Origin of the sequence: Actinoplanes sp. NPDC026670, from assembly GCF_040638175.1 — a bacterium.
GTDB lineage: Bacteria > Actinomycetota > Actinomycetes > Mycobacteriales > Micromonosporaceae > Actinoplanes.
On sequence record NZ_JBEZXU010000021.1, the window covers coordinates 159,685 to 173,029 of the forward strand.

At 71.9% G+C, this 13,345-nt stretch carries 10 protein-coding genes; 7 read left to right on the plus strand and 3 right to left on the minus strand.

Features of this window, described 5'->3' with window-relative positions; translation table 11 throughout:
• The first annotated feature begins 41 nt into the window (after nucleotides 1-41).
• Together AB0E94_RS22250 and AB0E94_RS22255 are read left to right on the plus strand one after the other, a co-directional pair.
• Nucleotides 42-3,995: a Pls/PosA family non-ribosomal peptide synthetase gene (locus AB0E94_RS22250; RefSeq protein WP_360328981.1), complete on the plus strand. Its 3,954-nt coding sequence runs from the start codon at nucleotides 42-44 to the stop codon at nucleotides 3,993-3,995.
• Nucleotides 3,992-5,335: a M1 family metallopeptidase gene (locus AB0E94_RS22255; protein ID WP_360328959.1), complete on the plus strand. Its 1,344-nt coding sequence runs from the start codon at nucleotides 3,992-3,994 to the stop codon at nucleotides 5,333-5,335. The genes AB0E94_RS22250 and AB0E94_RS22255 overlap by 4 nt, the downstream gene beginning before the upstream one ends.
• 12 nt (nucleotides 5,336-5,347) lie before the next feature.
• Here the strand turns inward: AB0E94_RS22255 and AB0E94_RS22260 are convergent, their stop codons facing one another.
• Entirely contained in the window at nucleotides 5,348-6,106 is a 759-nt protein-coding gene (locus AB0E94_RS22260) for an Ltp family lipoprotein (RefSeq protein ID WP_360328961.1), read from the minus strand.
• Between the two features lie 510 nt (nucleotides 6,107-6,616).
• Here AB0E94_RS22260 and AB0E94_RS22265 point away from each other — a divergent pair.
• Nucleotides 6,617-7,078 carry a hypothetical protein gene (locus tag AB0E94_RS22265; protein ID WP_360328963.1) on the plus strand — a complete coding sequence of 154 codons (462 nt, stop codon included), beginning with the start codon at nucleotides 6,617-6,619 and terminating at the stop codon, nucleotides 7,076-7,078.
• On the opposite strand, the gene AB0E94_RS22270 is transcribed toward AB0E94_RS22265, so the two are convergent.
• Together AB0E94_RS22270 and AB0E94_RS22275 are read right to left on the minus strand one after the other, a co-directional pair.
• Nucleotides 7,053-9,188, minus strand: coding sequence for a tetratricopeptide repeat protein (locus AB0E94_RS22270; protein WP_360328965.1), 2,136 nt, complete (start codon nucleotides 9,186-9,188; stop codon nucleotides 7,053-7,055). The two genes, AB0E94_RS22265 and AB0E94_RS22270, sit on opposite strands and share 26 nt — an antisense overlap.
• 22 nt (nucleotides 9,189-9,210) lie before the next feature.
• Nucleotides 9,211-9,858 carry a hypothetical protein gene (locus AB0E94_RS22275; protein WP_360328967.1) on the minus strand — a complete coding sequence of 216 codons (648 nt, stop codon included), beginning with the start codon at nucleotides 9,856-9,858 and terminating at the stop codon, nucleotides 9,211-9,213.
• 292 nt (nucleotides 9,859-10,150) lie between these two features.
• Here AB0E94_RS22275 and AB0E94_RS22280 point away from each other — a divergent pair, with 292 nt between their 5' ends.
• From AB0E94_RS22280 to AB0E94_RS22295, 4 genes are all read left to right on the plus strand, one after another.
• A complete protein-coding gene (locus AB0E94_RS22280) occupies nucleotides 10,151-11,203 on the plus strand; it encodes a glycoside hydrolase family 43 protein (RefSeq protein ID WP_360328969.1) in 1,053 nt (350 codons plus the stop codon).
• A 90-nt stretch (nucleotides 11,204-11,293) separates the two neighbouring features.
• Nucleotides 11,294-11,941 (plus strand): hypothetical protein, encoded by a 648-nt coding sequence (locus tag AB0E94_RS22285; RefSeq protein WP_360328971.1) that lies wholly within the window; start codon nucleotides 11,294-11,296, stop codon nucleotides 11,939-11,941.
• A 12-nt stretch (nucleotides 11,942-11,953) separates the two neighbouring features.
• A complete protein-coding gene (locus AB0E94_RS22290; RefSeq protein ID WP_360328973.1) occupies nucleotides 11,954-12,466 on the plus strand; it encodes a SigE family RNA polymerase sigma factor in 513 nt (170 codons plus the stop codon).
• Nucleotides 12,459-13,196: a hypothetical protein gene (locus AB0E94_RS22295; RefSeq protein ID WP_360328975.1), complete on the plus strand. Its 738-nt coding sequence runs from the start codon at nucleotides 12,459-12,461 to the stop codon at nucleotides 13,194-13,196. The genes AB0E94_RS22290 and AB0E94_RS22295 overlap by 8 nt, the downstream gene beginning before the upstream one ends.
• The last annotated feature ends 149 nt before the right edge of the window (nucleotides 13,197-13,345 follow it).

The following is a 13,345-nucleotide window of genomic DNA, read 5'->3' on the forward strand; positions in this document are numbered from 1 at the left end:
GACGGAGAACCAGGGTGGGGAATGGAGCGCGCTAGGTGACCGTGACGACCGATCTGCGACTGATCGAGCTGCCCGACCTGGAGTTCACGGCCGAGGCGCCGGCGGTGTTCCGGTCCCACTCGGTGCCGATCCGCCGCACCCTGATCGACGTCCTCGACGCGACAGTCGCGGCCCATCCGGACGCTCCGGCGCTCGACACCGGCGACACCACCCTGACCTACCGGCAGCTCGCCGCCGAGGTCGACATCCTGCGGCAGACCCTGAGCGGGTACGGGATCGGCGTCGGCGACCGGGTGGGCATCCGGATCTCGTCCGGCACGGCCGAGCTGTACCTGGCGATCCTCGGCGTGCTGGCCGCCGGTGCGGCCTATGTGCCGGTCGACGCCGACGACCCTGACGAGCGGGCCGAGCTGGTCTTCGCCGAGGCGGGCGTGACCGCCGTCCTCGGGGATGGATTGAGCGTTTCGGTACGTAATGCACCGGACGGCGAAAGCAATGCCCCGGACGGCGAAAACGGCGCCCCGGAAGGCGTACGCCGTACCCCCGAAGGAAAAACCGGACAACCGGGACCGGCCGACGATGCCTGGATCATCTTCACGTCGGGGTCGACCGGCACCCCGAAGGGGGTGGCGGTGCCGCACGGCGCCGCCGCCGCGTTCGTGGACGCCGAGGCGCAGCTGTTCCTCGCCGACGACGTCGAACCGCTCGGCCCGGCCGACCGGGTGCTGGCCGGCCTGTCGGTGGCTTTCGACGCGTCCTGCGAGGAGATGTGGCTCGCCTGGCGGCACGGCGCCTGCCTGGTCCCGGCGGCCCGGTCACTGGTCCGCTCGGGTGTCGACCTGGGTCCGTGGCTGGCCGACCGGCGTATCACCGTGGTCTCGACCGTGCCGACGCTGGCCGCGCTGTGGCCGGCCGAGGCCCTCGAGAACGTCCGGCTGCTGATCTTCGGTGGCGAGGCGTGCCCGCCCGAGCTGGCCGAGCGTCTGGCCGTCGAGGGCCGTGAGGTGTGGAACACGTACGGCCCGACCGAGGCGACCGTGGTGGCCTGCGCCGCCCGGATGACCGGCGAGGGCCCGGTGCGGATCGGCCTGCCGCTGGCCGGCTGGGAACTCGCCGTGGTCGACGCCACCGGCGAGCCGGTCGCCATGGGCGAGACGGGTGAGCTGGTCATCGGCGGTGTCGGCCTGGCCCGCTACCTGGACGCGGCCAAGGACGCCGAGAAGTTCGCGCCGCTGCCCGCCCTCGACTGGGCGCGCGCCTACCGCAGCGGCGACATCGTCCGCGCCGAACCGGAGGGGCTGCTGTTCCTCGGGCGCGGCGACGAGCAGGTCAAACTCGGTGGCCGCCGGATCGAGCTGGGCGAGGTCGACGCCGCCCTCCAGGCGCTGCCCGGAGTGGCCGGCGCGGCCGCCGCGATCAAGCGCACCACCGCCGGCAATCAGCTGCTGGTCGGCTATCTGGTGCCGCATGACGCCGAGGACTTCGACATGGCGGCGGCCACCGCGCGGATCCGTGAGCAGTTGCCGGCCGCGCTCGTCCCGCTGCTTGCGGTCGTCGACGCGCTGCCGACCCGTACGTCCGGCAAGGTCGACCGGGCCGCCCTGCCCTGGCCGCTCGCGATCGTCGCGCCCGGCGCCGGTGAGCTCACCGCGGCCGAGGACTGGCTGGCCGGCGGCTGGGAGCAGATCCTCGGCGTCCGTCCGTCCGATCCGGGCGCCGACTTCTTCAGCAGCGGCGGCAGCAGCCTGAACGCGGCGCAGCTGGTGGCCTGGATCCGTCAGGCGCATCCGCAGGTGTCGGTGGCCGACGTCTATCAGAACCCGCGGCTGTCCGACATGGCGACGGTGCTCGGCGGCCTCACCACCGAGACGACGACCCGGCGGGAGGTACGGCCCACGCCGCGCCGCGCCGGGTTTCTCCAGTTCCTGCTGATGCTGCCGATGCTGGCGCTGGTCGGGCTGCGCTGGCTGACCGTCCTGGCCGCCCTGGGCAAGGTGGTGGCGCTGGCGCCGACGGTCTCCTGGTGGTGGATCGGCGCGTCCTGGCTCGCCCTGTTCAGCCCACCCGGCCGGATCGTGCTGGCGGCTGGCGCGGCCCGGCTGCTGCTGCGTGGCGTCGGCCCCGGCCGCTATCCGCGTGGCGGTGGTGTGCACCTGCGGTTGTGGGCGGCCGAGCGGTTCGCCGAGCTGACCGGGGCGACCGGCATCGGCGGGGCGGGCTGGATGACCACCTACGCGAAACTGCTCGGCGCCCGGCTCGGCCGTGACGTCGACCTGCACTCCGCTCCGCCGGTCACCGGCCTGCTCAAACTCGGCCGTGGCGCGGCGATCGAGCCGGAGGTCGACCTGTCCGGCTACTGGGTCGACGGTGACGTGGTCCGGGTCGGTTCGGTACGTGTCGGGGCCGGTGGCCGGGTCGGCGCGCGCAGCACCCTGATGCCCGGCGCCCGGATCGGCAAGGGCGCCAAGATCTCGGCCGGGTCGACGGTCACCGGCACGGTTCCGGCCAACCAGCGCTGGGCCGGCTCACCCGCTGTTCCGGTCACCGGCAAGGGCGCCACCACGTGGCCCGAGCGCCGCCCGGCCCGGTCCCGGCTCAGTGGCCGCTCGTGGGTGGTCGCCTACAGCCTGACCGCGCAACTGCTGGCCCTGCTCCCGGTGGCCGCCGCGCTGCCGGCCCTGGCGATCCTCGGCTGGGCGCTCGCCGGCGGACTGACACTGCCGGCCGTGCTGCTTGCGGTTCCGGCGGCGGCTGTCGCGTACCAGATCGGTTATGCCCTGCTGGTGTTGATCTTCGTCAGGCTGCTCGGTGTCGGTCTGCGGACCGGTTTCCACCCCGTCCGCGGGCGGGTGGCGTGGCAGGTGTGGACGACCGAGCATCTGATGGCGATGGCCCGGGTCGCGCTGTTCCCGATCTACTCCAGCCTGTTCACGCCGGTGTGGCTGCGGATGCTCGGCGCGAAGGTCGGCCGCGGCACGGAGATCTCCACGGTGCTCGCGGTCCCGGCGATGACGACCGTCGACGATCACGCGTTCCTGGCCGACGACACCATGGTCGCCACCTACGAGCTCGACCAGGGCTGGCTGCGGGTGGCCCCGGCCCGGATCGGCAAGCAGGCCTTCCTCGGTAATTCGGGGATGGCCGCGCCCGGCCGGTCGGTGCCGAAACGCGGCCTGGTCGGGGTGCTGTCGTCGGCGCCGCACAAGGCCAAGAAGGGCTCGTCCTGGCTGGGCGCGCCGCCGATGCCGCTGCGCCGGATCGTGGAGTCCGCCGACACCGGCCGCACCTTCGACCCGCCGGCGCGCCTCAAGGTGGCCCGGGCTCTGGTCGAATTGTGCCGGGTCGTCCCGGTCGTCCTGGCCGGTGCGCTGGCGGTGCTGGTGCTGACCGCGCTGACCCTGATCTGGCAGACCTTCGGTGGGTGGGCCGCCCTGGCCGCCGCCGGGCCGGTGCTGTTCGCCGCCGCGGTCACCGGCGCGCTGCTCGCGACCGCCGCGAAATGGCTGCTGGTCGGCCGGTTCCGGGTGAGCGAGCGGGCGCTGTGGACGTCGTTCGTGTGGCGCAACGAGCTGGCCGACACGTTCGTCGAGGTGCTGGCCGGGCCGTGGCTGTTCCGCCTGGCCGCCGGGACTCCGTTGCTGAACGTGTGGCTGCGCACGCTCGGTGTGAAGATCGGACGTGGGGTGTGGCTGGAAACCCTCTGGCTGCCCGAGTTCGATCTCGTCCGTCTCGGTGATGGGGCAACCGTCAACCGGGGGTGTGTTGTACAGACCCACCTGTTCCATGATCGGATCATGAGCATGGATGAGGTCACCCTGGGCGCGGGCGCCACCCTCGGCCCGCACGGGATCGTGCTGCCCGGCGCGAGCATCGGCGCCCGGACCACCGTCGGTCCCGGCTCGCTCGTCACCCGCGGTGACGCCGTGCCCGACGACAGCCGCTGGCTCGGCAACCCGGTCGCGACCTGGCCGGCGCCGGCCGCTCGCCGGGTATGACCCCACCCGGCATCCCGCTCAGCCCGTCACCGGGCGCCGAACGGTCCACCGACCCGTACCTGCCGGAGAGCGGCAACGGCGGGTTCCGGGTGCTGCACTACCACCTCGACCTCGATTACAAGGTGGTGCAGAACCGGCTCACCGGCCGGGCGATCGTCACCGCGCGTGCCGTGCAGCCGCTGTCCCGGTTCAGTCTCGACCTGGCCCGCCTCCAGGTCCGCGACGTGCGGGTGGACGGGCGGCCGGCCAAGTTCGAGCACCGCGGCGGCAAACTGCGGATCAAACCCGAGCGGCCGATCGGGTACGGGGCGACGTTCAAGACCGAGATCCGGTACGCGGGACGCCCGGCCCCGATCGCCGGACGGTGGGGTGACATCGGCTGGGACGAGTTGAGCGACGGGGTTCTGGTAGCGAGCCAGCCGAACGGGGCGCCGTCCTGGTTCCCGTGCAACGACCGGCCCGACGACAAGGCGCCGTTCCTGATCACGTTCACCGCGGCGTCGGCGTACACCGTGCTGGTCACCGGTGACCTGGTGGCCCGCCGTCGTGGATCGGGCACCACCACCTGGGTCTATGAGCGGGAGGAGCCGACCGCCCCGTACCTGATGAGCATTCAGATCGGCCGCTACGAGATGGTCGAGCTGGCGTCCGGGGGAGTGCCGCAGCGGGCCGCGATCGCCCCGCGGATGCGCAGTGACTTCCAGCGCGACTTCGGCCGGCACGGCGAGATCATGACGGCGTTGCAGCGGCTGTTCGGGCCGTACCCGTTCAAGGAGTACGTCGTGGTGATCACCGACGACGAGCTGGACGACCCGATCGAGGCGCAGGGGATGGCCGTCTTCGGGCGCAACCACCTCGACGGGCGGCGCACCCACGAGCGGCTGGTCGTGCACGAGCTGGCCCATCAGTGGTTCGGCAACAGTCTCACCGTCGCCGACTGGCGGCACATCTGGCTCAACGAGGGCTTCGCCACGTACGCCGAATGGCTGTGGTCGGGCGCGTCCGGCGGCCCGTCGACGAACGCCCACTCGGCGCAGTGGCACGCCTGGCTCGCGGCCCGCCCGGCCGACGTGATCATCGGCGACCCCGGGGTGGCGCGGATGTTCGACCCGCTGGTCTACAAGCGGGGCGCGCTGGTTCTGCACGCGCTGCGGGCGAAGATCGGTGAGCAGCCGTTCTTCGCCCTGCTGCGCTCGTGGGTGGCCGAACACCGGCACCGGACGGTGACGACCGCCGAGTTCCGCGAGCACGCCGCCCGGTATTCGAACGAGTCGCTCGACGACCTGTTCACGGTGTGGCTGGACCGTGCGGCCCTGCCACCGCTGCCCGTCGTCCGGTGAACCGACCGCGGGTTACAGGCCGGCCTTCTTGACGCCGTAGGTGGCCTGCGCGGTGGTGAAACCCTCGAACTTGAGCTGCTTGATCAGGCCGGACCGGGAGAACGAGGTGAACTCCAGGTACTCGGCGGCCTTCTTGGCGGCCTGTTCGTTCCAGTTCGCCTTCTGCGCGTCGACCCCGAAGGTGGCGTCCGCGGTGTTGAAGCCCTCGAACTTGAGCTGCTTGATCAGCCCGGTCCGGGAGAACGCGGAGAACGCCAGGTAGCTCTCCGCCTTCTCGACGGCGTTCTCCTGCGAGACGGTCAGCTTCTTGGCAGGCTGCGTCGTGGTGGGCTCAGCTGCCGGCTCGGTCTTGGTGGGCTCGGTGGTCGCCTCGGCCTTGGCGGGCTCGGTGGTCACCGTGGTCGTCACGGCTGCGGCTGCGGTGTCCTTTGTGGTGTCGTCGTCGCCGGCCGAGGCCAGCGCGCCGATCACGCAGAGGCCGGCGAACCCGCCCACGACCGCGAGCAGGATCTTTCCGCCCTTCTTCTTTTTCGGTGGCGTCAGCACCGGCGGCGGGTAGCCCCCGTAGGCGGGGGCGATCGGCTGGCCGGGCACCCCGGGCGGCGGGTAGCCGGCCGGCGGCTGGTAGCCGTCCGGTGGGGGCTGGTACCCAGGCGGCGGAGGCTGGTAGCCGGGCGGTGGCGGCTGATATCCGGGCGGTGGCGGTGACCAGCCCGGCGGCGGCTGCGGGACGGAACCGTTGGGGTCGAACGGCTGGCCGGGGTGGGACATCATTCTCCTTCGCGTCAAAACGGATCCAGGTTGCTGAACTTCAAGATCATTTAAACGAAACAGCAGCTCAGAATGGTTGGCCCGTTCGGTCACATCGCGACTACCACCAGTCAGTGGTCTTTCGAGAGTCGGGCACCATCCACAGTCAATCGGCGGCGCCGGGCAAACCTCCGGCCCCGCCGCCTCGTTCCTCCGGGGACCTTTCGCCGCTTCGGGTTCCACCGGCCGCACGAGCCCGGCAACTGGCACCCGACCGCCTGAAAACCCACACCGCCGGCCGTCGCTGAGCGCGGTATTGGCGTGCGCATTCCGGTGTTCAGCGACGGCTCGCGGTCCCGGCCGTCGCTGAGCGCGGTATTGCGGCTGGTTTTCCAGTGGTGAGCGACGGCTGGCGGTCTCGGCCGGGCCGGCCGGCCCCGGCTTGGCCGGGTCCGGGTGGGCCGGGCCGGGTGGGCAAACTGCCGCTCAACTGCCTGGTGGGCGGAGGCGCGTCTGTCGAGGATGGACGGCATGACTGACATGCAGCGTCTTCTCCGCCGGGCCGCGGTCGTGGTCACGGCGTCGGCCGCGGTGGTCGCCACCGCGGCCGGGCCCGCCGCCGCCGTGTCGCGCTTCCCGGGCACGATCCAGTCCGGGGCGTCCGGCTACTGCTCCTACTCGAACTGGGACGGCGTGTTCTTCTGCGACTCCGACGCCTACTGGCCCAAGCCCGACACGTATCCGCAGGTGTTCGTCGTCGGCCCGGACCGGAACGTGTACACCAGGTGGTCGAGCGCGACGACGGTCTCCGGGTGGCAGAACATGGGCGGCACCTGCAAACCCGACCCGGGCATCGAGATCAGGTTCTGGGTGAACGACTGGGGCCTCACGATCAACTGCAAGGGCACCGACAACGCCTGGTACCACCGCGAACGCTACGACAACGGGCGCTGGGACGCCCAGTGGATCAAGGGCTACGCGTATCCGTCCTGAGCCGCAGTTCGTCGGCGTGACCGCTCTGGTTCAGGTCGTCGAAGATCCGGATCGCGGTGCGCCACGCCCGTACCGCCGCCTGGTCGTCACCTGCCGCCTGGTGGGTGTCGCCGAGCCGCCCCCACGTCTCCGCCTCGTGGAAACGGTCGCCGGACTCCCGGAACAGCCGGATCGCCTCCGAAGCCGCGGCGATCGCCGGCTGCGGACGGCCCTCCCGGTGGTACGCGTAGGCGAGGCTGTCCAGGGTGGCCGCCTGACCGTTGAGATCGCCGCGTTCCCGCTGGATCGCCAGCGCGACCGTGCAGCAGTCGATCGCCTCCAGGTTCCGGCCGGCCTGCGCGAGCAGCCACCCCTGCGCGTTCAGGGAACGGGCTTCGCCGTCCCGGTGCCCGGCGTCACGGTACAGGCGGACGGCGTCGGCGGTGGCGGCCACCGCTTCGTCGAAACGGCCGGCCATCTGCCGTACCTCAGCCAGGTTGTGCAGGGTTTGAGCCTGACCCGCCGGGTCGGTGAGGTCACGGTAGACGTCGTGGGCCTCGGTCAGGTGCTCCTCGGCTGCCGCCAGGCGGCCGAGCCGGGTCTCGGCGCGGCCCAGCATCCGGCAGGCCGTCGCGACGGCGAGGGGGTCGTCGCAGCGGCGGGCCGCGTCGAGGGCGATCCGCTGCACGGCCTCGTTGTCCGGCCACCGGCCGCTCGGCGCGAACCAGGCGGCCAGACACCAGGCCAGCCGCCAGGCGTAGGCGTCGAAGCCGTCGGCGGCGGCCTGGCGGACCGCGGCGGCGAGCACCTCCTGCTCGGCCGCGAAGAACTCGCGAGCCACTTCCGGGGACGGCACGACGGGGGTCTCCGGCAGAGGCGACAACCATTGCGGCTGTACGGCCGAGGCGGCGCCACCCGCCTCGGCCAGCAGGTGTGTGTAGAGGCGGTGCTGGGCCGCCCGGTCCGGCCGGGCGACCGCGGCGGCGTAGTCGTGCACCAGATCGTGCAGCAGGAACCGGCCCGGCCGTTGTTCGATCAGCAGGTGCAGCCGGGCCAGTTCGGCCAGGCCGTGCGCGGTGTCCTGGACCGGCCGGCCGGTGAGGGCGGCCGCCGCCGGGACTGTCACCTCCGGCCCCGGATGCAGTCCGAGCAGGCCGAACAGCTCGGCCGCGGGTGGGGCCAGCGCGCCGTACGACCAGGAGAGGACCCGCCGCAGGTCGCTCGTCACGCCCAGGTCGTCAGCGAACGTCGCGAGGGGGAAGCCGGGGTGGAACGCGACCCGGGCGGCGACCATGGTCAGCGCCAGTGGCAGCCCGGCGGTGGCCGTGACGATCGCGGTGGCCGCCGCCGGATCGCCGGCCAGCCGGTCCGCGCCGACCCGGGCGGCGAGCAGCGCCCGCGCCTCGCCGTCGGTGAGCACGTCGAGCCGCAGCGGCCGGGCGCCGGCCGAGGCGAACAACCCGGCGAGCCGGTCCCGGCTGGTCACCACGACGACGCTGGCGCCCGCGCCGGGCAGCAGCGGCCGGACCTGCTCGTCGTCGCGGGCGTTGTCGAGCACCACGAGCATCCGCCGGTCGCTGAGCAGCCCGCGCAGCAGCCCGGACCGGGTGTCGACGCCGTCCGGGACCCGGGCCGGCGGCACCCCGAGCGCCTCCAGGAAGCCGCGCAGCACGTCGGCCGGGTCGCTGACCGCCGGGGCCGGGCCGAATCCGCGCAGGTCGGCGTAGAGCTGACCGTCCGGGAACCGTCCGGCGACCCGGTGCGCCCAGTGCACGGCCAGCGCCGTCTTGCCGACGCCGGCCGGCCCGACGATGGTCACCGTCGACGGCCCGTCCGGCAGCGCGTCGAGGGTCGCGAGCTCGGCGTCGCGGCCGGAGAACCCGGGCACCCCGAGCGGCAGCTGCCGTGGGCTCCCGGCCGGTGGGCGGGCGGCCTCCACGAACCGCTCGCGCTCTCCGGCGGACAGCCCGAGCGCGCCGGCGAGCAGGTCGAGGGTGGACGGCCGGGGCCGCGCGACCCGGCCGCTCTCCAGGTCGCGAAGGCTGCGCACGCTCAGCCCGGCCCGTTCGGCCAGCGCCTCCTGGGTCAGATTGACGCGCCGCCGATGCCCGGCCAGCAGATTCCCGAACACCCGTTCACGGTACGGCTACCGCTCACAGCAGGGCATCGACGACCTTGACCGCCCGGTCCTCGTGGTCGGCGTACGCGTCGGGCAGCGCCGACCGCTGTACGGCCTGGGCCGCGTCGCCGAGGCTCTTCTCCTCCCAGTCGGCGATGGTGAGCAGCTTCTGGTAGAACGCCTTCGTCGCGTAGCGCGGCGTCATCAGCTGCGCCACCGAGCCCCAGCCCTGACTGGGCCGCTGCTGGAAGATGCCGAGCGAGTCGAAGTTGCTGCCGTCGCCCTCGTTGGGCCGGTCGAGTGACCCGGGGACGGTCGGGTTGGCCAGGTTGCGCAGGCTGGACTCCTGGAGCCCGGTCATCATCGCGACCAGCATCGCCCGGCGGGGGAGGTCGAGCTCCTGGGCGACCTGCACGATCACCGCGGCGTTGTTCATCTGCGTCTGGTTGAGGCCGGCCACCGGCTCCGGCGGGCGGGTCGACTTCGGTGTGGCGGTTCGGGATGTGACCGACGCGGACGGTTTCGGGGTCACCCGTGCCTTGTTGCGGTTGGCCGCGGCCGGGGCGCTGGCCCGGGGTTCGAGTGCGGCGCTGGTGGTGACCGGCACACCGTTCGGCGGCTGGGAGAGGCTGATGGCCACCGCTCCACCGACGGCGGCGCTGACGACCAGCAGGATCGACACCGTGCGGCCGGTCCGGCGGGATCGGCGATGGCGTCGTCGGCGGCGGTTCGGCGACCAGTCGGTCTGGTACATGTCCGGCCCGGATCCGGACCATACGGGCTTTTCGTCGTGTGGATCTCGGACGAAGGCGACACGCTGCTCCGAGTACCCCCGCGTCACGGCCGTCCTTCCGTACCCACCTGCCCTTGCGAAGGTGAGTACGGCTCGCCTGTGCCTCCCGGTTCAAAGCTTTTTCAGTTAGGTTTCCTAAATTGACAAGTGTCTTTGTTCATGCGTCGCTGGAGGAACCCCCATGCCTCATCCCCGCAGGTTGGCCGCCATACTCGCGGTCGCCATCGTCAGCGCCCTCGCGATCGGCCAGCCGTCCTCGGCCGCCCGCACCACCCTCGGCGGCGCCGACCCCAGCGTCATCAAGGTCAACGGGCTGTACGTCTCCGCCAAATCCGTCGACGGCGGAGTCGCGGTCCGCACCGCCACCACCCTCGAAGGCATCGCGGCCGCCCCGAAGAAGCAGGTCTGGCGGGACACCGCCGGCCTCGGTGAGGTCTGGGCGCCGGAGATCGTCCACCACGACGGCCAGTACCGGATCTACTTCGCCGCCGGCACCGGCGCCGCCCACCGGATGTACCACATCAGCTCGGCCAGCCCGGACAGCGGCTACTCGGCGGCGACCAAGGTGGCCCTGCCGAACGACAAGTGGGCCATCGACGGGGTGCCGTTCACGTACCAGGGGCAGCGCTGGTTCGTCTGGTCCGGCTGGGCCGGCGACACCAACGTCGAACAGAACCTCTACCTGGCCCGGATGAGCAGCCCCACGACCGCCACCGGCGCCCGGTACGTGATCTCCCAGCCCCGGGAGTCGTGGGAGCGGGTGGTCGGCAACCCGTACATCAACGAGGCGCCCGAGCCGATCCTCGACCCGAACGGGCAGCTGCACATCGTGTACTCCGCGAACGGCAGCTGGAGCAGCCGGTACTGCCTGGCCGACCTGCGGCTGCGCTCCGGCGGCGACCCGTCCTACGTCTGGGACTGGTACAAGAGCAACGGCTGCCTGTTCGGCTCCCACGCCTCGGAGCTGATGGCCGGCTGGGATCCGACGCTCTACGCCGACGGGCCCGGGCATCACACATTCGTCCTGGAACGCGGGGACATCGCGACCAGCCCGCCGTCCGGCAACCGGTTCCCGACCATGTACCACGCGGTCGCCAAGGGCACGCCGTACTCGTGGGCCAACCGCTACTGGTACACCGGGACGGCCGTCTGGTGGGGGAGTGTCACCTACCGGCGGGCCAACGTCCCCGGCGACACCGCGAACACCGGCTTCGGGCTCAAGTTCTTCGAGTGACCTTTTCGTTATCTTCCCGGTGAAATCAGGGGCCGGGGTGGGGCGTGTCCATCGTGATCGCCGGACACGCCCCACGAAGGAGCACCCCTGATGCGTTACATGGTCGCCGTACTCGCTGCTTTCTCCCTCACGGCCTGTGCCGGCTCGCCAGCCGCGTCGCCGCCTGCGCCTCCGTCGATGGCGCCGGTCGCCGCTGCACCCACCACTGCACCCACTGCCACCGCTCCCACTACCGCTGCTCCCACCGCCACCGTTTCGAAGGCTGCCGCCGCTCCCAAGGTCACCAAGGCGCCCGTCTCGGATCTCAGCCAGCTCAAGCGGCTCGGCATCGACGTCCAGAAGAGCGTGCTGATCGACGTCGCCGACGACGGTGTGGACCGGTGGCTGAACATCGAGAAGAACGGCGTCGACTTCACCGGCACCGGGCGCACCGACAACACCATGATGTTCCTGGCCCCGGCCCCGGTCACCGCCAAGAACAAGGTGCTGATCAAGCCGCCGTTCTACAACGAGGACCTCGGCGCCGGCTACTGCGTCGCCGACACCAAGGGCGCGCCGCTCAAACTGGAGACCTGCGACCCCAAACGGCAGCAGCAGATCTTCACGATGGTCCCGGCAGGCGACTCGGGGCAATTCGAACTTCACGGGATGTACGGTGTGATCCGCGTCGACAACGGCAAGATCACCACCAGTGGTACGGGGCGCACCGGCCTCCAGACCATCCTGTACGCCAACTGAGCTGGAGCGACCTTGCGCGACACGGAGGACTTCGACGCCTTCTACGCGACGTCCTCCCGTCGCGTGCTCGCCCAGATCACCATGATGGTCGGCAGCCGGGCCGAGGCCGAGGACGCCGTCTCCGAGGCGTACCTGCGCGCCTGGAATCGATGGTCGAAGATCAGCGACTACGAGAACCCCGAGGCCTGGGTACGCCAGGTCGCGTACCGCCAAGCCGTGAGCACCTGGCGCAAAGCCGTCAACCGGCTGAACGCCCACCGGCGCGACACCACCGACCAGCGTGTCGACGCCGTCAGCCCGGACCACGTGGCGATCGTCGCGGCGCTCCGGGAGATCCCCGCCGACCAGCGCCGGGTGATCGTCCTGCACCACATCGCCGGGCTCAGCGTCGCCGAGATCCACCGGGAGACCGGCATCCCGGCCGGGACGGTCACCACCTGGCTGGCCCGCGGACGCCGGGCCCTGGCCGCCCACCTCACCGAAAGTGACACCCTCGACACGGGCCGGGAGCGCCGCGATGTCTGACGATCGCATTCAGCAGGGCCTGGACTCGTACGCCGAACACCTCCAGCACACCGCCGGCCTCGCGCCGTCCGCGGAGATCCGCCGCCGCGGCGACCGTCGCCGCCGCAACCGGACGTCCGCCGCCGCCTTCGCCGCGGTCCTGCTCACCGCGGCCGGTCTCGGCGCCGTCCTGTCGCAGGGCGCCGGGCCCGGCCCCAACCCGCCGGCCGCCACCACGACCCCGTCGTCGCCCAACCCGTCGTCGGTGCCGTCGCCGTCACGCCCGTCCGTCGCCCCGTCACGGACCAGCACCGTCAGTTCGGACGTCAGCCGGCTCCGGGAGATCGGCGTCGACCTGGAGAAGGGCGTATTGATCGACGTGGCCGACGACGCCGGCGACCTGTGGCTGGCCGTCGGCCCGAACGACGTCGTCGACTTCACCGGCACGACCCGCGACGCGTCCACCGAGCTGTCGCTGATCCCGGCCCCGGTGAAGGCCGACGACCGGGTGATCATCGTGCCGGTGGCCCGCCCCGGCTGGTGCGTGACCGACACCTCCGGGGTGCCGTTGGCCCTGCAACCCTGCCGCGACGGCGACCCCACCCAGACGTGGGAGGTGATCCCGGCCGGCGATTCCGGCCAGATCAACCTGCACGGCCCCGACGGCGACATGCGCGTCGGCGACAGTGGCTTGGTCCCCGCCACCGCATCCGGCCGAACCGGCCTGCAGACTCTCCCCTTCACCCGCTAGCCGTCGCTGACGGCGGTTATGGGGTGCCGTTTCCCGTGGTGAGCGACGGCCGAGCCCGCTAGCCGTCGCTGACGGCGGTTATGGGGTGCCGTTTCCCGTGGTGAGCGACGGCCGAGCCCGCTAGCCGTCGCTGACGGCGGTTATGGGGT